The sequence below is a fragment of the Thiomicrospira sp. R3 genome, assembly GCF_029581415.1.
In the GTDB taxonomy this organism is placed as follows: Bacteria; Pseudomonadota; Gammaproteobacteria; order Thiomicrospirales; family Thiomicrospiraceae; genus Thiomicrospira.
The window spans coordinates 629,194-654,460 of sequence record NZ_CP121121.1; the positions used below are offsets into that span (position 1 = coordinate 629,194).

Below are 25,267 nucleotides of genomic sequence, written 5' to 3' on the forward strand. Positions count from 1 at the left end.
CTATGAATATTATTATTTTGGGCGCAGGCCAATTGGGCTCGTCTTTAGCGGAGTTGCTGGTCAACGACAACGACAACGACAACGACATTACGATTGTCGATTTAGACAATGCCAGCTTGCAACGACTGCAAGACCGCTTAGATATTAATACAGTACATGGCCATGCCTCACACCCAGATGTACTGATCCAAGCGGGATTAGAATATGCGGACATGTTAATTGCCGCGACCCAAAACGACGAAACCAATATTTGTGCCTGCCAAATCGCCCATATTCTGTTTAAAACCACCACTAAAATTGCGCGGGTTCGGGGTTCGGGTTATTTACAACACCCGGAATTATTTAACCGTGAATATAGTACCGATGCTATTCCAATTGATGTTCTCATTAGTCCAGAAGGGCTAGTCACCGATTATATCTTGCAGTTGATTAGCTATCCCGGCTCACTGCAGGTGATTGACTTTGCCGAAGGCAAGGTGCGTCTAGTGGCGATGCGCGCTCACAATGGCGGCCCGTTAGTCGGCAAAAAAATTGCCGAACTAAAACATCATCTACCGAATCGCGTGGGTTTTAGGATTGTGGCGATTTACCGTCAAGACGAAGTGGTCATGCCGACCGGCGATGTCACTATTCGGGTAGGCGATGAAGTGTTTTTTATTGCCGAACCGCGTGATGTTCACCTGATCGTTGAAGAATTCCGTCGCGAAAAGCAAAAAAAAGCCCGTAATATTATGATCGCGGGCGGTGGCCACATCGGCTTTAACCTCGCCAAAAACTTAGAAAATAACCATCAAGTTAAAATTATCGACCACAATATTGGTCGTGCGCGTGAAATTGCGGAAGTATTAGAAAAGGCGATTATTATCCATGGCGATGTCGCCGACAAAGATCTGCTTCTCGAAGAAAACATTGATGAGATTGACTTGTTTGTGGCGGTGACCAACCGTGATGAGGCGAACATTATCTCCGCAATGCTGGCGAAAAAACTCGGTGTGCGTCGCGTGATTGCACTGGTGAATAACCAATCTTATCTTGAACTGATTCACCTAAACTCGATTGATATCGCGATTTCTGCCGACCGTATTACCACCAATAACTTATTGCACTATATGCGCCAAGGCGATACAGTGCGTGCCTTTACCTTACGGCGCGGCGCGGCAGAGGCAATGGAAATTATTGTGCATGGCAGCGAAAATAGCTCCAAACTGATCGGCAAAACCCTGATTGAAATTGACTGGCCCAAGGACATTACTATCGGCTGTATAGTGCGAGACAATAAGGTGTTGTTTGCGCACCGTGGCTTGGTGGTTGAAGCGGAAGATCATGTGGTGCTCTTTTTGACTGACCGCGCTCGGATTGATGAAATTACCCAGCTCTTTATGCCTGAAGAACCCCGCTCTTGGTTCAGCTAATCCTGGAATAGTGCTATGCAAGCTAAAATGATTATCAAAATTCTTGGGCTATTGCTGATGCTCTACAGCCTAAGCCTCGTCCCGCCGATTACAATTGGATTGATTTACCAAGACGGCGCGGTGATGGCGTTTGTCACGGCGATGTTACTGACACTCATTGCCGGTAGCCTACTTTGGTACCCAAATCGCCACCACAAACGTGATCTTAAAATACGCGATGGCTTTATCGTGGTGGTGATGTTCTGGACCGCGCTCGGTTTGGTGGGCGCCCTGCCTTTTGTGCTTGAAGAAGAGGTGCCGATCAGCATTACCGATGCGATATTTGAGTCCTTTTCCGGCTTGACCACGACCGGTGCCACCGTACTGAGTGGGTTAGATGATATGCCCCATGCCATTTTATGGTATCGCCAACAACTCCAATGGCTAGGTGGTATGGGAATTATCGTGCTGGCGGTGGCCATTTTACCGATGCTCGGTATCGGCGGGATGCAGCTTTATCGCGCTGAAATGCCAGGCCCTAGCAAAGACAACAAACTCGCGCCCCGCATTTCCGAAACCGCCAAAACCCTGTGGATGATATATTTATCGCTAACAATTGTCTGTGCAATGGCTTACTGGATGGCAGGCATGAGCTGGTTTGACGCGATTGGTCATAGTTTTTCCACCGTCGCCATTGGTGGGTTTTCAACCCATGATGCCAGTATCGGTTATTTTGATAGCGCTGTGATTGAGGCGATTGCGATTTTCTTTATGTTTTTAGCCGGCGCAAACTTTGCGTTGCATTTTCGCGCCTTTCGCTCCCTCAAAGCCAAGCCCTACTTTTTTGATCCCGAATTTCGGACCTACACCTTGGTACTGCTTGTTGGTGTGGCGATTAGCACGCTGTATCTCTACTCCCAACAGGTCTATGACACCCTGCTCGAATCCTTGCGTTATGGCGCATTTATGACGGTATCGATTTCCACCACCACCGGCTTTGGCAACGCCGACTTTGCGATGTGGCCCGGTTTTTTACCGGTCATGCTGATTTTTATGAGTTTTATTGGCGGCAGTGCTGGCTCTACCGGCGGCGGGATTAAGGTGATACGTTTCTTGTTGCTATTAAAGCAAGGCGCTCGTGAAATTCAACGCTTAATGCACCCGAACGCCCTAATGCCGGTTAAGTTGAATGGCCGCACGATTTCCGAACGGGTGATGTCATCGGTTTGGGGCTTTTTTGCGCTTTATGTGGCGACCTTTGCGGTGATTTTATTAGCGCTGATGATGCTTGGCATGGATCAGGTTACTGCGTTTTCCGCCACCGCCGCCACCCTGAACAATCTTGGCCCAGGCCTGGGTGACGTCGCCGCCAACTTTGGTGGCCTCAATGATCCACAAAAATGGATACTCACCCTCTCCATGCTGTTAGGACGTTTGGAAATCTTTACGCTGTTAGTTATCCTAACGCGCACTTTCTGGCGCGCTTAAGCCTGCTATATCCCCCGGCTATTTCATAAATATCCGGGATTAAAACCCAAGGCGTTGTTTTTATCCGCCGCTTACTCTTTAGGCTGCGTCTTATCTTTATCTGGGGTTTGCTCTTGTGGGCCTTCGTCGTCAAATAGGATACGGTGGCCTTCGCCGTCTAAATCGTCGAACTGACCTTTTTTAGCCATCCAAATAAACATCGCAACTACTAGGCTCCCAACAATCAACACTAGCGGTATGGTGATATAGATTATGTCCATCTATTTATTCCTATTAGTCTGCCTATCCACATAAAACCGGCGGATACGCATAGCATTTAAAATCACCGCCAGCCCACTCAATGGCATGGTAATTGAAGCCATCAGCGGAGTTAACATCGCCGCCATCGCTAGCGGTACCATGGTGATATTATAGGCTATCGATAAGCCAATGTTTTCTTTTACCGTTTTAAGTGTACGAGCCGACAAATCCAACGCGGTATCTATCGCTACCAGCTGATTGTTTAGTAGCACAATATCGGCCGAGTCCATCGAGACATCGGTGCCTGAACCCAAGGCAAACCCTACATGCGCACGACTCAGTGCTGGCGCATCATTTACCCCATCACCCACCATCGCAACTTTTGCGCCCTGCTGTTGCAGTTTAATAATCACATCACTTTTGTCTTCTGGTAAGACTTCAGCAATCACATCAATATCACCCAATTGCGCGGCGACGGCGCGAGCGACGGTATAACGGTCACCACTTAACAGGGTTATTTTTTTACCACGCGCCTTAAGCCGATCAATTAAATCCTTGGCATCCTCGCGCAACTCATCTTCAATCGCCAATACGCCGATGACCTGTTGGTCCGCTGCCACCCAAACACTGGTTCGACCCAGCTCGGCTTGTTGCTGCTCAAAGACGTGTAAATGCGCAGGCAAATTAATATCCGCTAGTTTTAGCCAGCTGGCCGTTCCGATGCGAATACGTTGGCCATCAACTTGCGCGCTGACACCTCGTCCCGGCTCGGCCTTAAAGTCATCCACCAACCAGGCCTGGTTGCGCCAATCCGGTTGATGTTCATCTGCAGCACTCACCACTGCGCGCGCTAGACTATGTTCTGATTTTTGCTCAATATGCGCTAGCTTACTCAACCAGGCCTGGTGATCAACACCCTCATTCCACTGATCTGCGACCCATTTCATATTGCCCTTGGTCAGGGTGCCGGTTTTATCAAACACAAAATGATCAATCTCATTAAGCATTTCCAAAACCACCCCATTTTTAACCAGAATTCCATTTCGTGCTGAAACGCCCGCCGCCACCGCCATCGCCATCGGTGTCGCCAAACCTAGCGCGCACGGACAAGTAATAATCAACACCGCCGTACCCGCCATAATCGCCACTTCAATGCCAGACTGAAAAAACCAGAATACAAACGCAATCACTGCTAGGGTAATGGTTACGCTGACAAACCAGGGCATGATTTTTTCTGCCGTACACTGAATACTGGCTTTAGAACCTTGTGCATCTTCAACTAGATGAATAATCCGGCCAAGACGGGTGTTTTCCAGCGTGTTTTCAACTTCTATAACTAGCGAGCCATCCAGGTTCATTGTCCCTGCTGACACCACCAGGCCTGGTTGCTTAAATACTTCACGCGATTCGCCACTCAGCATCGACTCATTGACATTACCGCTTCCCTCAACAATACGTCCATCCACCGGTAGCTTGTCACCTGGTTTTACCAGCACACGTTCTCCGACTTTCAATAAACGTACTGGCACAATCTGCTCTTGACCGTTTAACCATAGTCTTGCCATTTTCGGCTGCAAGTCCATCAAACGCTTTGTTGCATCAAGCGCCTTGTTTTTTGAAATGGCTTCAAGGTAACGACCCACCAACAGCAAAAAAGTTAAATCAATGACTGTCGCAAAAAAAACTTGTTTCCCGCCCTCAGGGTTTAACATCACCCAGACAGAATATATATAGGTGACCAACATACCAAGCGCAATCGAACTATCCATACCCAGTGTTTTGGCTTTTAAGTTTTGCCAAGCACCTTTAAAAAAGGGCTGCGCAGAATAAACAATCGTAGCGCTGGCTATTAGAAACAGCATAAAATAAAAATAGGATTTATACTCGTTATCGTCTGCCGCTCCAGTATAAAGCGCAACAGAAAACCACATGGCATTCATCAGTGCAAAGCCAGCGAACCCCATTCGATAAAGCAAATCTCGGTTAGCCTTTTTATAGGCCTGCTCACTTTCTTCCGCATCATAGGGACGCGCTTCATAGCCAATTTGATTAAGTTGCTTGAGAATTTTTGAAAGATGAATTTTATTGTTGTCCCAACGCAATTTTATTTGGCGATTGGTGAAATTGACATTGGCGTGTTGAATGCCATCAAGCTTAGCAAGTGAGTGCTCAATTAACCAAATGCATGCGGCGCAATGAATCGAGTCAGACATCAAGGTAATCTGACGCTGGCTCGAAAGGTCTTTTACATATTGTGACTGGACTTCATCATAGTCATAAAACTCCGCTCCTTTTACCAGATCAGCTGAAGGGGCAACGGGGCGTTGCGTATCAGGAGACAACCTGTAAAAGCTTTCAAGACCTGAATCATGGATTACTTCACAAACAGATGCGCAACCATGGCAACAAAAACCGCGCTCTGTGCCTTTAATGATGCGATCAATTCGTTCGGAGGGTTTAATCTCTTGACCGCAATGATAACATTGCGCCATCAATTAAAGTGGGTCTTGAACCATAATTGAGCGGCCCACACTGTACTTCAAATCCCCCTGAACCACTTCAAGAATAAAGTCCCACTTGCCTTTAACAGGTAACATAAATTCTGCACTGTATTTGCCCGGAGAACCTAAATGCTGAAGCTCAATCTGACCATCCAAATTACGATCTGATGGGCGATAGTAATAAAGAATCGCTGAATCTACACTAAAGGCGCGATTATCTTTATCTTTAATTAGCAATGTAATGGTATCGGCCTTGCCTTCAGACAAAATGGGTAAATCGACATCTAACTGCCAACCCATTGCTTCCATCTCGGTACGTCGAGCCATAATAGCCGCATGGTTTTTCCCACGTTCATAAAAATTATCGATTACCAGACCTGGTGCGGTAGTAATCGCCATACTAACCATAAATGAATTAACCAGTACCACGGTCAATAAAATACCAAACCAAAAAATGACCAGTGGATTTTTCCAAGCCACGCTCCAATCACGATTATCTACTTTTTCTTCACTCATATTCCCTACCTTATCCTATCAGCTTATAAACCAAACCCTCTGCATGAGGGTTATGATTATATCGCATTTTAACACTATGATTACAGGCTATTTTGGTGCATGGAAAACACTGCGATATCGTTCTACAACATCAGGGTTGTTTAAATCTGTAACCACAACATAAATGGGTAATGAATCTGTTCCCACCGTACTACGAGGAATTCTGACCAACAAGGATAACGAACCCACCGTACCAGGTGCCACATCTGCAACGCGATCGGCAATAAAGAACAAATCGTCATGACCAAAAACTTCAATCTGCGCTCGAATCAGGTCATTCGTTTTATTTACCACTTTAACTTCATATTTATTCTGAATGGTTCCATCGCTCATTTGAACAAATAAAGGCGAACGGTTTTTTAATACTGTCACATCCATTGGGTCCATATGAGTCAAACCCCAGATCATGGCAGCAGCAGCAATAGCCATAATGGATGAATAGACAATAACACGCGGACGACGCCATATAGGAGGCAATGGCTTACCTGCAAATTCATTAATTGCAGCGTAACGTATTAACCCTTTAGGCTTTTTAACCTTCTCCATGATTTCATCACAAGCATCAATACACAAACCACAGGTAATACAACCAAATTGCTGGCCTAAACGAATATCCACCCCTGTTGGACAAACATCGACACACATACGACAATCAATACAGTCACCCAACACGGGTGCTTCTTCACCAGGCTTAGGACGCTTCGTACGGCCACGAGGCTCACCACGGTCACGGTCATACGTTGGCATCACTGTTTCGGTATCCGTCATAGCACCCTGAATACGTGAATAGGGACAAAAACCCATACAAACCTGCTCACGCATGAACCCTGCTGTAAGGTAAGTTAATAGCGCTAATACGCCAATGACAGCTAATTCAATACTGCCTAGCTGCAAACTAAACATGCGCTCCCAAAGCTGAAAGGCATCGGTAAAATAAGCCACAAAACTAAATCCAGTCATAAACGAAATTAGTATCCATGCGATATGTTTAGGCAGTTTTATTTTGAATTTGCTCAATGACATGGGTTCAGCATCAAGTTTGATGCGTTTAGCTGGCCGCCCCTCTACCTTTTCCTCAATCCACGTAAACACATCAACCCAAACGGTATGGAAACAAAAGTAACCACACCAAACGCGCCCAACTATCGCTGTAGAGGCTGCAAGCAACAAGGCGAAAAACAACAGTATCATTGCCAGCATCCAAATATCTTGCGGCAAAATCGTCAGACCGAAAATATTAAACTGACGATTAGCTAAATCCCATAAAATTGCTTGATTTCCATCCCATCTTAAATAAGGACCGACAAACAAAATAATCCAAAATGAGGCAACAAGCCATTTAAAGGTTCTAAACTTACCTCCGGTGCGTTTGGCATGAACCGTTCCGCCAGTATGGAGCGGTAGGATTTCAACACCTATATCATCCAATGTTCTGGATGCTTTAACATCCACATCATCCAGTAGGGAGCCGGTATGTATTTTTGGACGATAAATTTCTTTATTTGGATCAGCCATTTTTTATCCTTAAAATTTATGACAATACATTCGCATTTTAATACTTACTGCAGGCCTGAAAAGATAATAGAACTTATAGCTGCCTATAAATAATAATAGGCCTAAATTAAGGCCTATTATTTATTGAAAAAGATAAAAACTAGTTTTTTTTAGAATCCATGTTCATAAACATTTTCCAGCCAAAAACGATCCCAGAAACAATAGTGAATAAAATCGCCAATATAGACGCCCAAAGTACCCAATCGTTATTTAGTTCACCACCCATGGTGACCTCCTTTGTTTTAGGTTAAACAGAATAATAGCTAACCCGCTTAATAAAAAACAGGCTAGTTCTGGATAGCCTACTGACCACCACCTAATTGGTGAACATAGACTGCTAAACGCTTAATATTTACATCAGCATCAGGCAAACGCTCTCTGAAAGAAGGCATTACTGCCTGGCGACTACCTTCAATCTGCTGACCTACGCCATATTTAATGGTGTAGATATAAGAGTCAAGGACAGAGGCCTGCAGATTACCCGGTACCCCCTGGAAACGGAAAACCTGATCCGCTAGATTTGATGCGCCGGCTGCGGCCAAAGGCTTACCCGCTGGACCATGACACGCCATACACAATCCCTTGCCGTTATATAACGCTTTGCCAACAGCAAATTCAGCATTTTCGCCTTCACCATTAGCCAAGGCTAATGAATACTCTGCAACCTGCACCACTTCTTCATCCGTAAGGTTACCCATCATGCCACGCGCAGGCATATTACCTACACGCCCATGAATCATTGCCGCTTCAATATCCTTAACTGTACCGCCCCATTGCCAATCATCGTTAGCAAGGATGGGGAAGTTAGGATTACCTGCACCTCCCCAACCATGACAAGCCATACAATAATCACCAAATAATACTTTTGAAGTGTTTACCGCATATGCACGCAAATTATCATCGGCTAGAATTTCTGTAACATCCAACGTTCTAAGCTGCTCTTCTTCAGCAGCAAAGGTTCTTTGACGCCAGGCTTCAAGCTGAGCTTTGCTTTCCTTATACTCCCCAACCGCCGTCCAGCCAGCCAGGCCCTTTGTATGGCTATTTGCTAACGGAATAGTTGGATAATAAAGTGCATAAAAAATAATCATTACAAAACCAGCGTAAAACGCTAGCATCCACCAAAGGGGAGGCGGATTATCCAATTCACGGATATCCTCGTCCCAAATATGCCCCGTGTTGCCTTCATCAGGCCATGGATTATGTTGTGCCATACTTATTCTCCTCAAAATAATCAATCGTCATCAAGTACTTTATATTTTTGCTCTTCAAGCTCTTTGCGTCTACTTGGTTTTAGCGCCCACCAAAAAGTTATCGCCATACCAAAAAATATAAGTACCGTTACAATCAGTCCAGCCCAATCGTGGCCGGTCATCGCAGCCCAATCAGTGCTGAAGTAGTTTTGCTTATCACTCACGGTAAACCTTACTGTCGTCTAGTCTAACCATTGTCCCAAGAACCTGCATATAGGCTACAATCGCATCCATTTCTGTTTTTCCACGGATATGATCTTGTGCCAGCGCAATCTCGGCATCAGTATAAGGAACACCAATTCGACGCAAAGCTGTTAGGCGACGTTCCATATCACGCTTAATACCGAAAAAGCTGGTTTCAATGCTATTTTCAGCTAACCAAGGATAAGCTGGCATAACAGATTCCGGCACTAGGTCTTGAGGACGCAATAAATGCATAACATGCCATTCATCAGAGAACTTACCGCCTACACGTGCCAAATCAGGACCGGTACGTTTTGAACCCCATTGAAATGGATGATCATACATTGACTCGGTGGCCAAAGAAAAATGTCCATAACGTTCACGTTCATCACGGAACGGACGAATCATTTGTGAGTGACAAATATAACAGCCTTCACGAATATAAATTTCACGTCCAGCTAACTCTAAAGGAGTATAAGGGCGAACACCGTCGCCTGCTTTCCAGTCTGAACCCCATGAACCGTTGGCATTTTTGTAGATCAAGCGCTTGTTTTCACTACCTTGCGCCAATACCACTCTACCCTCTTCATCAAGTTCAAAAGAGCGCTCCCAAACTAACTCTGGGAATTTTTCGTTTTTAACGTTACCGTACTTGTCGGTTTTCTCAGTGTAATCAACAGCTGACTTGAGATAGAACAGAGGTACGATTTGAACAATACCCGCAATTGACACTACGAAAGCGGTAGCCAACATCAGCGCAAAAATATTACGCTCTGAACGATCCTGGAAATTTTTTGGTTTTTCATCTGCCATGAGTTTCTGCTCCTCAACTCATTAATCGATAGGGTGAGCTTGTACCCTCACCCCTCTTCTATTTTAAGCCTGTGCAGTGACCGCACTGGTCTGTCTTGCCTTTGCCATTCTTAGTGTCATTACAATGTTATATAACATCACAACGGCACCAGAAGTAAACAACAGTCCACCGATAGTGCGCATTACATAATAAGGGTGCATTGCCGCTACAGACTCAGCGAAGGTATAAGCCAACATGCCGTACTCGTCATACGCACGCCACATTAGACCTTGCATAATGCCTGATACCCACATCGCAACGACATAAAGTACCGTACCAATAGTCGCTAACCAGAAATGGAAGTTGATTAATTTCATCGAGTACATTTCTGTATTCCACAACTTCATCACCATGTGATAGATCGCACCGATGGAAACCATCGCAACCCAACCTAGAGCACCGGAGTGAACATGACCAATTGTCCAGTCAGTATAGTGAGAAAGTGCATTCACAGTCTTCGCAGACATAACTGGACCTTCAAACGTCGCCATCGCATAGAAAGCCAATGACATAACTAGGAAGCGAAGGATATAGTCGGTACGCAGACGATCCCAAGCGCCCGATAGGGTTAACATGCCGTTCAATGCACCACCCCATGAAGGAATGATCATAGCAAGCGAGATAACCGCACCAAGTGAACCCGTCCAATCAGGTAGCGCTGTGTATTGAAGGTGATGCGCACCCAACCATACATAACCAAACATTAAAGCCCAGAAATGGATTACAGATAGGCGATAAGAGTAAATAGGACGCTGTGCTTGCTTCGGAACGAAGTAGTACATAATCGCCAAGAAGCCCGCTGTTAGGAAGAAACCAACCGCGTTATGACCCCACCACCACTGAATCATCGCATCTTGAACACCACTGAATAGGGAGTAGGATTCAAATAGGGAAACAGGGATAGCTAGACCATTTACAATATAAAGGTAGGTGATCATAATCATCATACCTAGGAAGAACCAGTTCGACACGTAAACGTGTGAATGCGTTTGCTTGTTACGGTTTGCGATCGTCATTACAAAGTTAAAAGTGTATAACACCCAAACTAAGGCAACAGCAATATCCAATGGCCAAATTAACTCGTGATATTCCTTACCTTGAGTCATACCCATTGAAAGCGTGATTACACCAAGCAACAAACCTATAGTAAATAGAATAGCGGTTACCCATGCTAAACCGTTGCTATAGAGCCTTAAGCCATTTGTACGTTGAACCGTGTAGAAGGCTGTTGCCATCAAAGTCATACCACCAAAAGCAAAAATTACTGTGTTGGTATGCATTACACGAAGACGCGCGAACGTGATTTCAGCAATATCAAAGTTCAATGCTGGCCATGCTAACTGGGCTGCTGCTAAAGTACCCATCATAGTACCCAGCACCAGAAACACAACCGCAAGAACGGTCAAATACTTGACCACTCCGTCGTCATATTGAGGTTTTGTCATTGTAGTATCCATCAGTTGGATTCCCCTTATAGTCTTAAAGTTAAACCCCTGCCCAATTGATCTTTTTATCGCCAACTAGTTCAGAGACTCCTCGATGCCCAATTATAGGCTTTTGTAGCCTCATTGCTATTCAAAACGCAAAAAACTTAATCTGCATCAAGATTGTTACGTTTGACGTTTAAAAACCAAGAGCAGGTAGCCGTTTTTAAAAAATCTTTCAAATTATCCAATAAACAACGCGGTAATTAAACTAAAAAAATTTTATGACCTTGTAATAACTTTGCTATAACTCGCTCGTACAACATGGTTATTAAACTACTAAGCCATTAAATAACGCTGCTTGAATCAAAATCTAAGCTTTAAAATCATGCAAAAAGCTCTTTTTTTCAGTATGATTAACTTTTCTCAGTTTTGGTAGATAAATAAAATGCGCTGTGCAACTATTGAACGCAACACCCTAGAAACCCAAATAAAAATCGAGATAAATCTTGATGGAACCGGTAAAGCAAACTTAAATACAGGCGTTCCTTTTTTTGAACACATGCTTGATCAGATTGCCAGGCACGGTTTAATCGACCTTGATATCAGCGCTATCGGCGACCTGCATATTGACGACCATCACACTGTAGAAGATGTCGGCATTGCTCTAGGTCAAGCGCTTAGACAAGCAGTGGGGGACAAAAAAGGCATCGCACGTTATGGCCACGCCTATGTACCCTTAGATGAGGCGCTTTCTCGAGTAGTGATTGATCTTTCAGGACGCCCTGGCCTGTCGATTCATGCTGACTTTACTCGTGCCCAGATCGGTAGCTTTGAGACAGAACTCGTCGCTGAATTTTTTCAAGGTTTTGTAAATCATGCTCAAGCCACCTTGCACATTGATAACTTGCGTGGACACAACGCTCACCACCAGGTTGAAACCATTTTTAAAGCCTTTGGTCGTGCCTTACGCATGGCCTTATCGGCTGACGATAGAATGGCCGGAATACTGCCTTCAACTAAAGGGAGCCTATAAGCCATGAACCGCAAACAGATTGTGGTAGTGGACTATGGTATGGGAAATTTAAGGTCGGTTGCGAAAGCTGCGGAACACGTTGCCCAACAAAAAGCAGATATTCTTGTTAGCCAAAACCCCATCGACATCGCTAACGCAGACGCTGTTATTTTTCCGGGTCAAGGCGCGGCTAAAGCATGCATGCAAGCATTAAACGAAACCAGCATGACCGACCCTGTTATCCAAGCCGCTGAAACCAAACCTTTTCTGGGCATATGCATGGGCCTGCAGGTCTTGATGACCTATAGCGATGAAAACCAAGGGATTCCGTGCCTGGATGTCATACCAGGCCTGGTTAAACGCTTTGATAAAACACGTTTCCCTGATTTAAAAATACCCCATATGGGTTGGAACCAAATACACCAAACCCAAGACCATCCCCTGTGGCATGGCATTGCTAGCGCTAGTCGGTTTTATTTTGTACATAGTTACTTTGTTAAACCAAAACTAGATCACTATGCAATAGGCGTCACTGATTATGGAGAAGAATTTACTTCGGCCATTGCGCACAATCAATTATTTGCAATTCAAGCTCACCCTGAAAAAAGTGCCGATGCCGGACTTCAGTTATTTAAAAACTTTATAAACTGGAATGGCGCCTGAGCCAATGCTTTGGAAAAATTAGGAAAAAATATGTTACTTATACCTGCAATCGATTTAAAAGACGGCCAATGTGTTCGTTTACGCCAAGGCCTTATGGATGATGCCACAGTATTTTCATCAGACATCCTCGCCATGGCTGAGCGCTGGGTAACCCAAGGCGCACGTCGATTACATATGGTTGACTTAAACGGTGCGTTTGAAGGCAAACCTGTTAATGGGGACGCGGTTTATCAAGTGCGCAAAGCCTATCCAGACCTGCCGATTCAGATTGGCGGGGGTATTCGTGACCTTGCGACGATCGAAGCTTATTTAAGCGCGGGGGTTAGTTATTGCATTATCGGCACCCAAGCGGTTCACAATCCTAAGTTCGTGGCGCAAGCTTGCAAAGCCTTTCCAGGTCATATTATGGTTGGACTCGATGCCAAAGACGGTTATGTCGCGATTAACGGCTGGGCTGAAGTTACTAAGCACTTGGTTAGCGATTTAGGCAAACGCTTTGAAGATGATGGCGTTGAGGCGATTATCTACACAGATATAGGTCGTGATGGCATGATGCAAGGGGTTAATATTGAAGCTACCCAAGCCCTTGCACGCGCCCTAACTATTCCTATCGTTGCTTCCGGTGGCATTACCAATCTTGACGACATTAGAGCCCTAGCCAAAATTGAACGCGATGGCGTGGTAGGCGCCATAACTGGGCGAGCTATCTATGAAGGTACTTTAGATTTAGCTAAAGCTCAAGCGCTTGCAGATAGACTCACTCAACAGCTGGAGCAAGTCTAATGGGATTAGCAAAACGCATTATCCCCTGTTTAGACGTTGATAACGGCCGGGTAGTCAAAGGTGTACAATTTGTTGAAATGCGTGATGCTGGCGATCCAGTTGAAGTCGCTAAACGCTACGACCAACAAGGCGCGGACGAAATCACCTTTTTAGACATCACCGCCAGCTCAGATAACCGCGACACCATCGTACATGTGGTAGAACAGGTCGCTAGCCAGGTTTTTATTCCACTAACTGTGGGAGGCGGCATTCGCAAGGTTGAAGATGTGCGCCAAATGCTCAATGCGGGTGCGGATAAGGTATCGATCAATACCGCCGCGATTCACAACCCCGAATTTGTCCGCCAAGCGGCTGATTTATTTGGTTCGCAATGCATTGTAGTTGCGATTGATGCTAAAAAAGTTAGTGCCGACAATGAGCCCAATCGCTGGGAAATCTTTACGCATGGCGGGCGCAAGTCAACCGGTATTGATGCCATTAACTGGGCAATTAAAATGGAAAGTTATGGCGCAGGTGAAATTTTACTGACCAGCATGGACAGGGATGGCACTAAAATCGGCTTTGATCTTGAGCTCACTCGTGCGGTCGCAGATGCCATTAAAATTCCGGTCATCGCCTCTGGCGGCGTGGGTGAACTGCAACACCTCGTTGATGGCGTTAAACAGGGGCATGCCCAAGCGGTGCTAGCGGCTAGCATTTTTCATTTTGGCCAACACACCATAGAAGAGGCCAAACTGGCCATGCAGCAACAAGGCGTGGAGGTTAGGCTATGAGCAAGGTACTTGAACAGCTCGATCAAATACTAGAACAACGTAAAAATGAATCCGCTGACAGCTCTTACGTCGCAAGCCTATACGCTAAAGGCTTGGATAAAATCCTTAAAAAAGTGGGCGAAGAGTCGGTCGAGACCATAATGGCCGCTAAAGACAACGATAATGAACATTTAGTTTACGAAATTGCCGATTTGTGGTTTCATACGCTTGTGCTACTCGCTCACAAAAACCTATCCAGCTCCGAAGTTTTAATCGAACTTGAACGTCGCTTTGGCTTATCAGGTCTTGAAGAAAAAGCGCAACGAACTGAATAAAATACTTAAACAAGATTAAGAGAGATCCTCCTATGCAAGCAGAACCTAGTATATTTACACGCATCATTAACAAGGAAATCCCTGCGGATGTAGTTTATGAAGATGAAAAATGTATTGTCATTAAAGACATTAACCCTCGCGCACGTATTCACCTTTTAATCATCCCCAAAAAGCCTATCCCAACACTTTTTGACCTCAAACCAGAAGATAAAGATTTAATGGGACATATGATGCTACTACTTCCACAGATTGCACAGGCTCAAAATCTAGATGGGTTTAAAACACAAATCCATACTGGCGAGACCGGTGGGCAAGAAGTTTTCCATATTCACATTCATTTACTTGGTAACTAACTCAGTTATTTGCTATCATTCAACGCTTACAAAAACTCAATCCTAAAAATAAAGTCTGGAGAAAAAAATGGGCATTAGCATTTGGCAATTATTAATTATTCTCGCTATTGTTTTAGTGATTTTTGGTGCAAAACGCTTAAAAAACGTTGGCTCGGATCTTGGTGGTGCCATCAAAGGCTTTAAAAAAGCGGTAAGCGAAGATGATGAAAAAAAAGCAGAAGAACAAACTGCTGATGCACAAAAAACCATCGCATCTGAACAAAAATCTGACAATGTATTTGACGCTCAAGCGACTGAAAAAAAGACTGAAGCCGACACAGACAGCAGTAAACCAAAAGTTTAATCGCTCTTTTAGCCTCATCATTTAGGATGAAACATGTTTGATTTTGGTTTTCTTGAAATTGTGGTGGTATTAATTATCACCCTATTGGTTGTTGGACCCGAGCGCATGCCTGAAGTTGCGCGTAAGGCGGGCCAGATGGTTGCCAAGTTCCGCAACTTTATCAACTCGGTGAAAGATGATACCAATCTTCGTGATACTGTGCGCGAACTTCAAGAAGCCGTTGACCTTAAAGAACAACAAAAACAATTTGAATCAATTCAGCAAGACCTTTACAAGGGTTTCGATGATGTTCGAGACCAAATCAACTTTGATGAGCTTGAGCGCCCATTTGGTCAAAACACGACTGAACCAACACAAAAAGACATTGAACAAGCGCAACGTCAACTTGAATCCACGGATGATGTTGCGACACCAAAAGAAACAACACCCAATGCACCTCCAGTCGATAATGACAAGCCTAAAACCTAAGACTTACCACTATGAGTAAAACAGCCCTACCCCCTAGCGATCAAGAAATGTCCTTGGTTCAGCATTTGCTAGAACTTAGAAATGCTGTAGCCAAGTCAGTGATTGCGGTTTTAGTGCTGTTTTTAATTTTATTTCCGTTTGCGAATGACATCTATACCTATATCGCTGACCCCTTAACGCGCTTTATGCCAGAAGGCAACAGCATGATTGCTGTGGGTGTGGCCTCCCCTTTTTTAACCCCCTTCAAGTTGAGCTTGGTATTAGCCATTTATTTAGCAATGCCCTATCTACTCTATCAACTATGGAGTTTTATTGCCCCTGCACTCTATAAACACGAACGCCAGCTCGTCGCGCCTGTTTTATTTTTTAGTTCATTTTTGTTTTATGCCGGCGGCGCGTTTTCCTATTATGTAGTTTTCCCGCTGGTGTTTGGCTTCCTATCGCAAACCGCGCCTGAAGGCGTCACCATTGCAACAGATATTTCGTTATACCTCGATTTTGTTATAAAAATGTTCTTTGCCTTTGGTATAGCGTTTGAAGTACCCGTTATTACTGTATTGTTAATCTTAACGGGCATGGTTAAACCCAGGGCCATGTCCCACGCACGCCCCTATGTTATTGTCGGCGCTTTTGTTTTAGGCATGTTACTGACGCCTCCCGATATTATTTCGCAAACCCTGTTAGCCGTCCCCGTCTGGCTACTCTATGAATTAGGTATTGTGGTGGGTACCTTTATTCTAAAACGCAAAGGCATAGATCCGAATGGCGATAGCTATGAAGCCGAACCAGAACCCTCGAGTGCAACTTATGCGACTAAAACAGACAAGGACGGCTTTGACAATCGTTATGCTGAGCAAAACAAAGATATCAATCCGCATCAAGTAAAAGCAGCACAACAAGCGGCTGAAAAAAAGGCTGAACAAGCCAAGTCACAACAAACACCTGTTGATGATGATTTCGATTTTGACGCAGAATTTGATAAGATTGATGCTGAAATGGAAAAACTGAGGAAAGAAGCCGAACAACGTGAGCAGCAAAAGAATGCAAATACAACGCGACCTGACACAGCTGACGATGAAAACTCGACCCCTAAGTCAGAAGAAAAACCTAAATAGCCCAAACCAACCAGTACCATCACCACCAGGCCTGGTTGTGATGGTACTTGCTGTACTTGGGTTTTTCCCTATCCAATTAATGGCACAAAGCCCACTAAAAGATCACCCTTCAGCCTATCTTGCTTTACATGCTGATGATCCCATCGACTGGCAGCTCTGGTCCCCACAAATCCTAACCGATGCACAGCAACAAAATAAATTGATTTTTATTTCCTCTGGCTATTTTGCCTGCCATTGGTGTCATGTCATGCACCAAGAAAATTACAAAAACCCATCCGTAGCAACACGCCTTAACCAGGATTTCATTTCAGTTAAAGTCGACCGTGAACTCACCCCCGACCTAGACGATTACCTACTCAACCGATTACGCCAAGCAACAGGCCAAGCTGGCTGGCCTTTACATGTCATCTTGACCCCACAGGGTTATAGTTTCAGTGGTTTTGTTTACCAACCAACCGAAACACTACTGCAAACCCTCAACTTAGTTAGCTATTGGTGGCAAAATGAAGCCGACACAATTAATCGACTTGCCCAACCACACAGCCAGCAGCCCACTGCTTTAAGTACCCTCAACCGAGGGCAACTGCAACAAGCGATTAATCAGTCGCTTCCCGATTTAATTGATAATTTCGATGGTGGCTTACAAGCGATTCAAAAATTTCCGCATAGCCCTTTACTTAAATACCTTCTGCTTGCGCCCAATATTGACCAAGACACACAAGAATGGCTCAAACTGACCCTTGAACAGATGCAAACCGAACATCTTTTTGATCACATCCACTATGGTTTTTTTCGCTATACCGTCGATCCCAACTGGCAAGAACCTCACTTTGAGAAAATGCTCTACGACAACGCACAGCTTGCTGAGTTATTTTTTATTGCTGGACACCGCTTCGAACGACCGGACTTTACCAACACGGCACAAAACACACTCCACTATATAGAACACGCTTTAATAAGCCCGATTAGTGGCTTGGCCAAAGCCAGTCAATCAGCTATCGACCACCAAGGTATTGATGGCGGTCGTTACCTATGGTCACGCCAACAGCTAAAAGACCAGCTAAACAAAGAAACCTTCGAGCTTGTTAGACAGGCCTGGCTGCTCGACAACCCCGCCCCTTTTGATTTAGGCTGGCTGCCAAAAACCTTAAACCATCCATCCTGGCAAACCATCCGGTCACAACTTTCAGAACGCCCAAGCCTAACTGACGATAAAAAAATTGTTAGCTGGAATGGGTTGCTTTTATCCGCGTATGCCAGAGGCTATCAGGTAACAAAAAACCCCGCCTACGCACTCAAAGCTAGTGGTATAGCAGAAGGGCTTATTCGACTACTTCAACAACCCAATCCTCCGCGAGCACTCAGTGATAAAGGAGGCTTATTCGGCCAAGCCACGCTTGAAGACTACGCCTATAGCCTTGCCGGACTCCATCTTTGGCAGACGCTCAATGACCTTGATTACCAGCCCTGGATTGATGCATTACGCGCTCAGGCCTACCAGCACTTTTACCACCAAGAAGGCTGGCTAGCCAGTCGTGAGAGCCTTCTACCAGGTCAACAAATACCAGGCAGTCTAGCCGATTTAGCTACCCCTTCTTCCAGTGCCATTTTAGCCTGTGACCAAGAGATAGCTATTAAGATCCAGGCAGGATTTTCTCCTTGGCAATATGCCAGTTACCTAACCTACCAGCGTTGTCAATAAACAATGGGGTTTATAATTATTGGCGTTGTGCTACTCGCCATTATCAGCTTTGTACCACAATGGTGGACCCAATGGATATTAAAAAAACATAGCCAACCCCACCCAAACTTACCCGGAAGCGGCGCCGAGTTTGCTGAACATCTACTCAAAAAATACCACCTTAATGATGTGAGGCTAGAAGAAATTGCTCAGGGTTCCGCCACCGGCGATCACTACGACCCAATTGACAAGGTGGTACGCTTATCCAGCGCTAACTATCACAGTAACTCGCTTACGGCCATCGTGACCACCGCACATGAAATCGGTCATGCCATCCAACACCAACAACAGTACGAACCGCTATTAACTCGAACGGAAATGGTCGAACGATCACTGTGGTTACAAAAATTCAGCGGTATGGCTTTGCTTGCTACCCCCATTCTTATCCCGTTACTTCATACACCCATGATTGGCCTTATTACCTTTGGCGCGGGTTTTATTGCAATGGGTATTCCGGTTTTGATTCATCTCTCTACCCTACCTGTTGAGCTCGATGCCAGTTATAAACGCGCACTACCCTTGCTAGAACAGGGCGCATATCTTGATAAAAAAGATATGCGCCGCGCCCGCCATATTCTAACCGCCTGTGCCTTCACCTATGTCAGCGCTAGCTTAGCCAGCCTATTTAACTTATGGCGATGGTTTAGCGGGTGGCGTCGTTAAAACCAAAACCGACAACCCCTTGCGTTTTAGCTAAAAATTTGTTATTTTTAAATCAATAAAATTAACTAGAGGTTGTGATTTATGTCATCTACAGCGCTTAGCATTCAACAGCTCACGCCAGGCCAAAACCTAGAGAGCTATTTACGCACTGTTCGCACGCTTCCTCAGCTTAATGCCGAGGAAGAGATGGCACTTGCAGAGCGTCTCTATTACCATCAAGACCTTGAAGCTGCGCGTCAGCTCATTCTTGCTTCCTTACGTTATGTGGTGCCGGTGGCACGCAGCTTTAACGGCTATGGCCTACCCTTAAGTGACCTTATTCAAGAAGGCAATATCGGTTTAATGAAAGCGGTAAAGCGCTTTAACCCAAATGAAAACGTACGCCTTATGACGTTTGCCGTGCATTGGATTCGGGCTGAAATTAATGAGTTTGTCATTAAAAACTGGCGTATTGTTAAAACCGCTACCACTAAAGCACAGCGCAAATTGTTTTTTAAACTTCGCGGCGCTAAAAGCTCACTGGCTTGGTTTAGCGACAAGGATGCTGATCGTGTTGCCGAGGAGTTGGGCGTAACCCGCGCTGATGTATTAGAAATGGACAGCCGATTATATGGCAAAGACATTCAAGTAGACATGACAGCAGACGAAGAGGATGAGCGAGGATATAGCTCACCGATTCTAATTAGCCACGAATTGGACCCTGAAACCCATTGGGTACGTGAAACCGAAGATCAACGTCAAACTGACCTTATGCAGGCGGCGTTAAAAAAGCTGGATGAGCGCAGCTTAGATATTATTCGCTCACGCTGGTTAGGCGAAGAAAAGCTGGGTTTAAAAGAACTGTCTGAAAAATACGGTGTTTCAATGGAACGCATTCGCCAAATAGAACAGCAAGCGATGAAAAAATTAAAAGCTACACTGAGCGAAGAACTACAATTCTCCCCATAAACTTCATCCAACTTAACTAGCCTAAAGCCAATAAAAAATCCCGCTTTGGCGGGATTTTTTATTTACACAGCTTTTTATAAAAAACGCTATCGCATATTTAAAACGGCCAGGCCTGCTTGTGGACCGCGACCGCAACAAGATAAAACAAAACACCGAGCGCTAAAACCCAATAAAGCGCTTTAGCCCCCCGCGTTTTAGCAAACCGAAACGCCATAAGACCTAATCCAATATAAACAATCAGTCCCAATACTTTTGCTAGTATCCAAGGATCAGAAAAACTAAACCCGGTCATCACCACAACCGCAACGGCAGATACAATCAATAAGGTATCCACAATATGCGGTAGGATTTTAACCGGCTTTTTGCTCACCCAATTCTGTTGAAATATATGCCCAATACCCCGTCCAAAAAAACCGATAATACTCAGTAGCACGGCCACCTTATGAAGCGTAATTAAACCCACAACCATCCTTAACTCCTTGATTTTAATTGATTTTGAAGCTCATCTAGCGTAATATTTACCACCCCTTTTTTATCACGACTCGGCCCTTTAAACACCTCTTGAGCAGCCCATGCATGGCCATGAACCACTTCAAAGGTTGCAGGAATTTTACCCTCTTTTCGACTCTGCTCATACTCACCAAGCATTCGATTAAACTTATTTTTTCCTGTTAAAAAACGAGAACGCTGTTGCTGGGCATTGGTTGCACCAATAGCTTTTAAATCACGAATAACATCAATCGGCTTGGCGTAGGTTAGGGTATAACGCTCAACATCCATCACAGGCTGACCAAAACCAGCTCGTACCAACGCATCACCTAAGTCATGCATATCCACAAACGGGCTTAGCCGAGAATGGCCTGCTTCACCTTCAACCGCCACCCAAGCCTTACGCAATTCTTTTAAGGTATCCGGCCCCAAGGAACTCAGCATTAACAAACCTTCTGGCCTTAAAACTCGTCGAATCTGCGTTAAGACCGCATCTAAGTCATCACACCATTGCAACATAAAATTCGTTACGACCAAGTCCTGACTCGCATCAGCAAACGGCAAACTATAGGCATTAGCCTGAATAAAGCACACCTTGGCGGAAGGGCTTAGCCAGCGTGACCACCAGGCCTGGTGGTCGCGCTTCTGTTTACATCGAAACCGAGCTCTCGACAACATAGCATGAGACAAATCCACCGCGCTCACTAAGGCTTGTGGATAACGCTCCCAAAGTTTTTCGGTTAAAAACCCTGTACCTGCGCCCAAATCGACAACTCGCCGAACATCGAGCTTAATTAAATCTAATCGTTGATCTAATTCTTCGGCCGTTAACTTCTGCAAAACCGCCGCTTCATCATACTGTGCAGCGGCTTTAGTAAAGTGGTGTCTTACAACTGAAAGGTTCATCATAAGCGGTGGATTAGTTTTTTCCATGGTTGGCTTTTAAAAAGCTCAAGATCGCATCAGCCGTCTGATCGGGATGAGAGAAAAACGGAACATGCGCCGCACCCTCGATTACAGCAACCTGTGCATTAGGCTGACAGCTTAACAATAACTTTGTCATCGCCAAAGGAATTAACGGATCATTTTCACCTAAAACCCATAAAGTCGGCGACTTTAATTGTGCTAACTTATCGCGCATGTCTATATCACGCAACAGATTTAGACCCTGCTGCAAACCTGCAAGGCTAGGCAATTGACGATTTTCCATCTGCGATAGAAAATGTTTTATTAACTGGCGAGCACCATCACCGCCTTGCAATTGCAACGTCCAAAAATGCTTAAGCAGCGCAGCACTATCCAGACCGACCGTCTTAATAAAATCTGACATCAGCGGGACGGAAACCCCATAGTGCCAATCATCTGCCTGCACAAATCGAGGCGTTGACGCAAGACAAATTAACGATGTAATCTTATCTGGGTAACACAAAGCCAATTGCTGCGCCATTAAGCCACCCAGCGACCAGCCTAATAAATGCGTCTGTTCAGGCATAGCTTGGTTTAATTCATTTAACCAGGCCTGGTTGAGTTGCTCATCAGGTCTGGTTTTTAAAGCTGCACTTTCACCAAAACCAGGCAAATCGATTAACGTGACCTTAAAGTCATGCGCTAAATATTCTTTAGCCCAATCACGCCAGACCGCACTCTGTGCCCCCCAACCATGTATAAGCGTTAAAGATTCACCTTGACCAAACTGCTCAGTATAAAGTGGTCGATTTGTTTTGCTCACAGGTTTCTCGCTAGTTAGTTTAGTTGTCGAGATTGTAACGATTGATCCCACTCAAGGCTAGCTTAAACAACAATAAAACCATGAATTTAACTCGATTAAAGGCCTGTTCACAAATATTTAATAGATATTTGTGAATATAAAGCTATTATTTATTTTACTTGGTGTTACAATTAATTCGCGTCATTAAGTTTGATGGCGGATTAAATGTTTTATTTTGAGGTAGTTATGTCAGATTTAGTTACAGGCACCGTTAAATGGTTTAACGATGAAAAAGGTTTCGGTTTTTTAGCACAAGAAAATGGTCCAGATGTATTCGTACACTTCCGCGCCATCAACGGTACTGGCCGTAGAACCTTAGCTGAAGGTCAAGCAGTGACTTTCAACATCACTGAAGGTGATAAGGGCTTACAAGCGGAAAACGTTAACGCTCTTTAATCTAAAGTTCGTTGCACCAGACTCGTGTTGATGCAGCCGAAACCGTGAATTTGAGTTATCAGCTTCACGGTTTTTTTATATCCAAAATATCCCTCCTCCAAGTGTTACTTAGTATTTTCTAAACATTTTAGTCCCGCTCAATTATACTAATGAGGTTGTTTTAAATAATCTATACATACTAAAGGAGAAGACATGCGCATTTTTCAAATTTGGCTAATCAGCTTAGCCGTATTTTTGGGACTAGGCCACTCAGCTCACGCCCAAACGCTCAAACCGGTTAAAGAGATTCAAGGCGCTAGCCAAGACCGTTTTCCCGGTGATCCCGCCAGCCATAAAGTGGTTTATATGTTTAACCAGGCAGATAACGACTACCAAACCAGTATCTTAAACTCAATTCAAGCCATGCTAAGAGTGTACGAAGATGATGTAGAAATTGCGGTAGTAGTGATTGGCCCCGGTATTCATGTATTAGCCAATAAACCGCAACGTGAAGTCGATTCGCTTATTTATGATCGTGTTGAAAGCTTCGCACTTGATTACAATGTCCGCTGGATTGCCTGCGGAAGCACCATGAACACCCTTGGCTGGCAACATGAAGATATCCGCCCCTTCGCAGAATATGTCGAAGTAGGCGCTTCAGCGCTGATGGAACTACAATCAAATGGCTTTGCTTTTATCGCTTGGTAAACACAGAATTACCTAGAAGCCATAACAAGCTGGTTACGCCTTGCTCTTTTGCCTGATACAGGGCGTACTCCAGTGTTTTAAAAACAAAAAGTAATTAAGATATTTTTTTAGGTTCATAATTTCTCTGTATCCCAAAGGCTAGACACCAATTATTAACTGCTGCAATTCTTGTAATAGATCATTTATTTGGTTATCCGTGTGCGCTGCGCTTAACGTAATACGCAAACGCGCTTGGTTTTTCGCCACAGTAGGATAACGAATAGCCGCCACCCAAAATCCCTTTTGCTGTAACGCTTCGCTCCATGCTAGCGCGGTTTTTGCATCATATAACATCACCGGCTGAATCGGACTGGATGAATCCAGCAGGTTCAAACCCATCTGCTGCGCGCCTTGGCGAAAACGCAAAATATTCGCCCGCAACAGCCCGCGCAAATCATTCGCCTCTTGCACACGTTTTAATGCCTCACGGGTAGCTAACGCATTGAGGGGAGACATGGCGGTGGTGTAAATAAACGGGCGTGCAAACTGGATTAAACTTTCGATCAACACGTTAGAGCCAGCAACAAACGCACCACTGGTGCCAAAGGCTTTGCCAAATGTGCCCACTAAAATACGATCACCCTTAATCGGTAGGTTAAAATGACTAAAGCTACCCCGTCCCTGCTCACCCAAAACCCCTAAACCATGCGCATCATCAACAAACAACCAGGCCTGGTGCTCGGTTGCCAAGGCATTCAGTTGGCTAAGATCGGCCAAATCACCATCCATACTAAACACACTATCACTGACCACCAAGGTCGTTTGCTCGCTAACGGCTAAGCGACGACCTAAAGCAGCATAATCACAATGTGGATAACGCTTAAAATCAGCGCCCGATGCTAGGGCACCATCAATTAACGATGCATGGTTTAACTTATCCGCTAAAATCAAATCGCCTTTTTGCATGAGGGTTTGCTGCACAGCAAGATTCGCCATATAACCGGTAGAAAATAGCAGACAACGCTCAACGTCTAGCCAATCCGCTAATTCGTCTTCGAGTAAATGGTGGTGAAGATGATGCCCGGTGACCAGATGGGCCGCACCCGCCCCCCAACCCGCGCTGGAGTCCGCGCAGACCGCTGCCTTAATCGCTGGATCTGAAGCCAAACCTAGATAATCATTGGAACAGAAATTAACCATCGCGCGACCGTTAATTTGCATTAGAGGCTGTTGGGGGGAAAGCGCCAGAGGCCGCTGGCGATAAAGTGATTGCGCTCGACGCGCATCAAGCCGAGCTTGAAAACGCGAGGCAATCGAGGGTTTCATG

The 25,267-nt window shown here is 44.9% G+C and carries 29 protein-coding genes; 16 read left to right on the forward strand and 13 right to left on the reverse strand.

Annotation, left to right across the window (positions count from 1 at the left end; genetic code table 11):
• Window positions 1-2: 2 nt before the first annotated feature.
• The gene (gene trkA / locus P8S55_RS03240; protein WP_289224848.1) at window positions 3-1,412 is read left to right on the forward strand and encodes a Trk system potassium transporter TrkA; all 1,410 of its coding nucleotides are present in this window, start codon (window positions 3-5) and stop codon (window positions 1,410-1,412) included.
• A 15-nt stretch (window positions 1,413-1,427) separates the two neighbouring features.
• The gene (locus P8S55_RS03245; protein WP_289224849.1) at window positions 1,428-2,879 is read left to right on the forward strand and encodes a TrkH family potassium uptake protein; all 1,452 of its coding nucleotides are present in this window, start codon (window positions 1,428-1,430) and stop codon (window positions 2,877-2,879) included.
• 71 nt (window positions 2,880-2,950) lie between these two features.
• On the opposite strand, the gene ccoS is transcribed toward P8S55_RS03245, so the two are convergent.
• The 9 genes from ccoS to ccoN form a co-directional block, all read right to left on the reverse strand.
• Window positions 2,951-3,139: a cbb3-type cytochrome oxidase assembly protein CcoS gene (gene ccoS, locus P8S55_RS03250; RefSeq protein ID WP_289224850.1), complete on the reverse strand. Its 189-nt coding sequence runs from the start codon at window positions 3,137-3,139 to the stop codon at window positions 2,951-2,953.
• Window positions 3,140-5,611, reverse strand: coding sequence for a heavy metal translocating P-type ATPase (locus tag P8S55_RS03255; RefSeq protein ID WP_289225303.1), 2,472 nt, complete (start codon window positions 5,609-5,611; stop codon window positions 3,140-3,142).
• 3 nt (window positions 5,612-5,614) lie between these two features.
• Window positions 5,615-6,136: a FixH family protein gene (locus tag P8S55_RS03260; RefSeq protein ID WP_289224851.1), complete on the reverse strand. Its 522-nt coding sequence runs from the start codon at window positions 6,134-6,136 to the stop codon at window positions 5,615-5,617.
• Between the two features lie 87 nt (window positions 6,137-6,223).
• Complete coding sequence (gene ccoG / locus P8S55_RS03265; protein WP_289224852.1) at window positions 6,224-7,690, reverse strand: cytochrome c oxidase accessory protein CcoG; 1,467 nt, start codon at window positions 7,688-7,690, stop codon at window positions 6,224-6,226.
• A 139-nt stretch (window positions 7,691-7,829) separates the two neighbouring features.
• On the reverse strand, window positions 7,830-7,955 hold the full coding sequence (locus P8S55_RS03270) for a hypothetical protein (protein ID WP_289224853.1): 126 nt from the start codon (window positions 7,953-7,955) through the stop codon (window positions 7,830-7,832).
• Between the two features lie 76 nt (window positions 7,956-8,031).
• Window positions 8,032-8,943 carry a cytochrome-c oxidase, cbb3-type subunit III gene (gene ccoP / locus P8S55_RS03275; RefSeq protein WP_289224854.1) on the reverse strand — a complete coding sequence of 304 codons (912 nt, stop codon included), beginning with the start codon at window positions 8,941-8,943 and terminating at the stop codon, window positions 8,032-8,034.
• Window positions 8,944-8,963: 20 nt separating this feature from the next.
• The gene (locus P8S55_RS03280; protein WP_289224855.1) at window positions 8,964-9,146 is read right to left on the reverse strand and encodes a hypothetical protein; all 183 of its coding nucleotides are present in this window, start codon (window positions 9,144-9,146) and stop codon (window positions 8,964-8,966) included.
• Window positions 9,139-9,978, reverse strand: coding sequence for a cytochrome-c oxidase, cbb3-type subunit II (gene ccoO, locus P8S55_RS03285; RefSeq protein ID WP_289224856.1), 840 nt, complete (start codon window positions 9,976-9,978; stop codon window positions 9,139-9,141). Before ccoO ends, P8S55_RS03280 begins: the two co-directional genes overlap by 8 nt.
• A 63-nt stretch (window positions 9,979-10,041) precedes the next feature.
• A complete protein-coding gene (gene ccoN / locus P8S55_RS03290) occupies window positions 10,042-11,475 on the reverse strand; it encodes a cytochrome-c oxidase, cbb3-type subunit I (protein WP_289224857.1) in 1,434 nt (477 codons plus the stop codon).
• Window positions 11,476-11,890: 415 nt separating this feature from the next.
• Here ccoN and hisB point away from each other — a divergent pair, with 415 nt between their 5' ends.
• From hisB to rpoH, 12 genes are all read left to right on the forward strand, one after another.
• Entirely contained in the window at window positions 11,891-12,478 is a 588-nt protein-coding gene (gene hisB / locus P8S55_RS03295) for an imidazoleglycerol-phosphate dehydratase HisB (protein ID WP_289224858.1), read from the forward strand.
• A gap of 3 nt (window positions 12,479-12,481) precedes the next feature.
• Window positions 12,482-13,120 carry an imidazole glycerol phosphate synthase subunit HisH gene (hisH, locus tag P8S55_RS03300; RefSeq protein WP_289224859.1) on the forward strand — a complete coding sequence of 213 codons (639 nt, stop codon included), beginning with the start codon at window positions 12,482-12,484 and terminating at the stop codon, window positions 13,118-13,120.
• 30 nt (window positions 13,121-13,150) lie between these two features.
• Window positions 13,151-13,903 carry a 1-(5-phosphoribosyl)-5-[(5-phosphoribosylamino)methylideneamino]imidazole-4-carboxamide isomerase gene (gene hisA / locus P8S55_RS03305; RefSeq protein ID WP_289224860.1) on the forward strand — a complete coding sequence of 251 codons (753 nt, stop codon included), beginning with the start codon at window positions 13,151-13,153 and terminating at the stop codon, window positions 13,901-13,903.
• Complete coding sequence (gene hisF / locus P8S55_RS03310) at window positions 13,903-14,676, forward strand: imidazole glycerol phosphate synthase subunit HisF (protein ID WP_289224861.1); 774 nt, start codon at window positions 13,903-13,905, stop codon at window positions 14,674-14,676. Before hisA ends, hisF begins: the two co-directional genes overlap by 1 nt.
• Window positions 14,673-14,990, forward strand: a complete 318-nt coding sequence (locus P8S55_RS03315) for a phosphoribosyl-ATP diphosphatase (RefSeq protein ID WP_289224862.1) — start codon at window positions 14,673-14,675, stop codon at window positions 14,988-14,990. The genes hisF and P8S55_RS03315 overlap by 4 nt, the downstream gene beginning before the upstream one ends.
• A gap of 32 nt (window positions 14,991-15,022) precedes the next feature.
• Window positions 15,023-15,343 carry a histidine triad nucleotide-binding protein gene (locus P8S55_RS03320; RefSeq protein WP_289224863.1) on the forward strand — a complete coding sequence of 107 codons (321 nt, stop codon included), beginning with the start codon at window positions 15,023-15,025 and terminating at the stop codon, window positions 15,341-15,343.
• Between the two features lie 67 nt (window positions 15,344-15,410).
• A complete protein-coding gene (gene tatA / locus P8S55_RS03325; RefSeq protein WP_289224864.1) occupies window positions 15,411-15,686 on the forward strand; it encodes a twin-arginine translocase TatA/TatE family subunit in 276 nt (91 codons plus the stop codon).
• A gap of 33 nt (window positions 15,687-15,719) precedes the next feature.
• Window positions 15,720-16,154 carry a Sec-independent protein translocase protein TatB gene (gene tatB / locus P8S55_RS03330; RefSeq protein ID WP_289224865.1) on the forward strand — a complete coding sequence of 145 codons (435 nt, stop codon included), beginning with the start codon at window positions 15,720-15,722 and terminating at the stop codon, window positions 16,152-16,154.
• A gap of 11 nt (window positions 16,155-16,165) precedes the next feature.
• Window positions 16,166-17,269 carry a twin-arginine translocase subunit TatC gene (gene tatC, locus P8S55_RS03335; RefSeq protein WP_289224866.1) on the forward strand — a complete coding sequence of 368 codons (1,104 nt, stop codon included), beginning with the start codon at window positions 16,166-16,168 and terminating at the stop codon, window positions 17,267-17,269.
• Window positions 17,196-18,971, forward strand: coding sequence for a thioredoxin domain-containing protein (locus P8S55_RS03340; RefSeq protein ID WP_289224867.1), 1,776 nt, complete (start codon window positions 17,196-17,198; stop codon window positions 18,969-18,971). The genes tatC and P8S55_RS03340 overlap by 74 nt, the downstream gene beginning before the upstream one ends.
• A 3-nt stretch (window positions 18,972-18,974) precedes the next feature.
• The gene (locus P8S55_RS03345) at window positions 18,975-19,673 is read left to right on the forward strand and encodes a zinc metallopeptidase (protein WP_289224868.1); all 699 of its coding nucleotides are present in this window, start codon (window positions 18,975-18,977) and stop codon (window positions 19,671-19,673) included.
• Window positions 19,674-19,754: 81 nt separating this feature from the next.
• Entirely contained in the window at window positions 19,755-20,621 is an 867-nt protein-coding gene (rpoH, locus tag P8S55_RS03350) for an RNA polymerase sigma factor RpoH (protein WP_289224869.1), read from the forward strand.
• Between the two features lie 97 nt (window positions 20,622-20,718).
• Here the strand turns inward: rpoH and P8S55_RS03355 are convergent, their stop codons facing one another.
• Genes P8S55_RS03355 through bioH form a run of 3 tightly spaced genes read right to left on the reverse strand, consistent with a single transcriptional unit; the run spans window position 20,719 to window position 22,839 of the window.
• Window positions 20,719-21,090, reverse strand: a complete 372-nt coding sequence (locus P8S55_RS03355; RefSeq protein ID WP_289224870.1) for a SirB2 family protein — start codon at window positions 21,088-21,090, stop codon at window positions 20,719-20,721.
• A 2-nt stretch (window positions 21,091-21,092) separates the two neighbouring features.
• Complete coding sequence (gene bioC / locus P8S55_RS03360; RefSeq protein ID WP_289224871.1) at window positions 21,093-22,043, reverse strand: malonyl-ACP O-methyltransferase BioC; 951 nt, start codon at window positions 22,041-22,043, stop codon at window positions 21,093-21,095.
• The gene (bioH, locus tag P8S55_RS03365) at window positions 22,030-22,839 is read right to left on the reverse strand and encodes a pimeloyl-ACP methyl ester esterase BioH (RefSeq protein WP_289224872.1); all 810 of its coding nucleotides are present in this window, start codon (window positions 22,837-22,839) and stop codon (window positions 22,030-22,032) included. Before bioH ends, bioC begins: the two co-directional genes overlap by 14 nt.
• 225 nt (window positions 22,840-23,064) lie before the next feature.
• On the opposite strand from bioH, the gene P8S55_RS03370 reads away from it, so the two are divergent.
• The gene (locus P8S55_RS03370; protein ID WP_248850485.1) at window positions 23,065-23,274 is read left to right on the forward strand and encodes a cold-shock protein; all 210 of its coding nucleotides are present in this window, start codon (window positions 23,065-23,067) and stop codon (window positions 23,272-23,274) included.
• Window positions 23,275-23,466: 192 nt separating this feature from the next.
• Window positions 23,467-23,961, forward strand: a complete 495-nt coding sequence (locus P8S55_RS03375) for a DsrE family protein (RefSeq protein WP_289224873.1) — start codon at window positions 23,467-23,469, stop codon at window positions 23,959-23,961.
• Window positions 23,962-24,099: 138 nt separating this feature from the next.
• Here the strand turns inward: P8S55_RS03375 and bioF are convergent, their stop codons facing one another.
• Window positions 24,100-25,266, reverse strand: coding sequence for an 8-amino-7-oxononanoate synthase (bioF, locus tag P8S55_RS03380; RefSeq protein ID WP_289224874.1), 1,167 nt, complete (start codon window positions 25,264-25,266; stop codon window positions 24,100-24,102).
• Window position 25,267: the final 1 nt, after the last annotated feature.

What these genes read in the sequence shown, in the direction of transcription:
- P8S55_RS03355 (WP_289224870.1), bottom strand. Translation starts at nt 21,090, where the DNA reads ATGGTTGTGGGTTTAATTACGCTTCATAAGGTGGCCGTGCTACTGAGT.
- ccoS (WP_289224850.1), bottom strand. Translation starts at nt 3,139, where the DNA reads ATGGACATAATCTATATCACCATACCGCTAGTGTTGATTGTTGGGAGC.
- trkA (WP_289224848.1), top strand. Translation starts at nt 3, where the DNA reads ATGAATATTATTATTTTGGGCGCAGGCCAATTGGGCTCGTCTTTAGCG.
- bioC (WP_289224871.1), bottom strand. Translation starts at nt 22,043, where the DNA reads ATGGAAAAAACTAATCCACCGCTTATGATGAACCTTTCAGTTGTAAGA.
- bioF (WP_289224874.1), bottom strand. Translation starts at nt 25,266, where the DNA reads ATGAAACCCTCGATTGCCTCGCGTTTTCAAGCTCGGCTTGATGCGCGT.
- P8S55_RS03315 (WP_289224862.1), top strand. Translation starts at nt 14,673, where the DNA reads ATGAGCAAGGTACTTGAACAGCTCGATCAAATACTAGAACAACGTAAA.
- ccoG (WP_289224852.1), bottom strand. Translation starts at nt 7,690, where the DNA reads ATGGCTGATCCAAATAAAGAAATTTATCGTCCAAAAATACATACCGGC.
- P8S55_RS03340 (WP_289224867.1), top strand. Translation starts at nt 17,196, where the DNA reads ATGCAAATACAACGCGACCTGACACAGCTGACGATGAAAACTCGACCC.
- tatB (WP_289224865.1), top strand. Translation starts at nt 15,720, where the DNA reads ATGTTTGATTTTGGTTTTCTTGAAATTGTGGTGGTATTAATTATCACC.
- rpoH (WP_289224869.1), top strand. Translation starts at nt 19,755, where the DNA reads ATGTCATCTACAGCGCTTAGCATTCAACAGCTCACGCCAGGCCAAAAC.
- P8S55_RS03260 (WP_289224851.1), bottom strand. Translation starts at nt 6,136, where the DNA reads ATGAGTGAAGAAAAAGTAGATAATCGTGATTGGAGCGTGGCTTGGAAA.
- hisA (WP_289224860.1), top strand. Translation starts at nt 13,151, where the DNA reads ATGTTACTTATACCTGCAATCGATTTAAAAGACGGCCAATGTGTTCGT.
- P8S55_RS03370 (WP_248850485.1), top strand. Translation starts at nt 23,065, where the DNA reads ATGTCAGATTTAGTTACAGGCACCGTTAAATGGTTTAACGATGAAAAA.
- tatC (WP_289224866.1), top strand. Translation starts at nt 16,166, where the DNA reads ATGAGTAAAACAGCCCTACCCCCTAGCGATCAAGAAATGTCCTTGGTT.
- hisH (WP_289224859.1), top strand. Translation starts at nt 12,482, where the DNA reads ATGAACCGCAAACAGATTGTGGTAGTGGACTATGGTATGGGAAATTTA.
- P8S55_RS03320 (WP_289224863.1), top strand. Translation starts at nt 15,023, where the DNA reads ATGCAAGCAGAACCTAGTATATTTACACGCATCATTAACAAGGAAATC.
- tatA (WP_289224864.1), top strand. Translation starts at nt 15,411, where the DNA reads ATGGGCATTAGCATTTGGCAATTATTAATTATTCTCGCTATTGTTTTA.
- hisB (WP_289224858.1), top strand. Translation starts at nt 11,891, where the DNA reads ATGCGCTGTGCAACTATTGAACGCAACACCCTAGAAACCCAAATAAAA.
- ccoO (WP_289224856.1), bottom strand. Translation starts at nt 9,978, where the DNA reads ATGGCAGATGAAAAACCAAAAAATTTCCAGGATCGTTCAGAGCGTAAT.
- P8S55_RS03345 (WP_289224868.1), top strand. Translation starts at nt 18,975, where the DNA reads ATGGGGTTTATAATTATTGGCGTTGTGCTACTCGCCATTATCAGCTTT.
- ccoN (WP_289224857.1), bottom strand. Translation starts at nt 11,475, where the DNA reads ATGGATACTACAATGACAAAACCTCAATATGACGACGGAGTGGTCAAG.
- P8S55_RS03375 (WP_289224873.1), top strand. Translation starts at nt 23,467, where the DNA reads ATGCGCATTTTTCAAATTTGGCTAATCAGCTTAGCCGTATTTTTGGGA.
- P8S55_RS03270 (WP_289224853.1), bottom strand. Translation starts at nt 7,955, where the DNA reads ATGGGTGGTGAACTAAATAACGATTGGGTACTTTGGGCGTCTATATTG.
- hisF (WP_289224861.1), top strand. Translation starts at nt 13,903, where the DNA reads ATGGGATTAGCAAAACGCATTATCCCCTGTTTAGACGTTGATAACGGC.
- ccoP (WP_289224854.1), bottom strand. Translation starts at nt 8,943, where the DNA reads ATGGCACAACATAATCCATGGCCTGATGAAGGCAACACGGGGCATATT.
- P8S55_RS03245 (WP_289224849.1), top strand. Translation starts at nt 1,428, where the DNA reads ATGCAAGCTAAAATGATTATCAAAATTCTTGGGCTATTGCTGATGCTC.
- P8S55_RS03255 (WP_289225303.1), bottom strand. Translation starts at nt 5,611, where the DNA reads ATGGCGCAATGTTATCATTGCGGTCAAGAGATTAAACCCTCCGAACGA.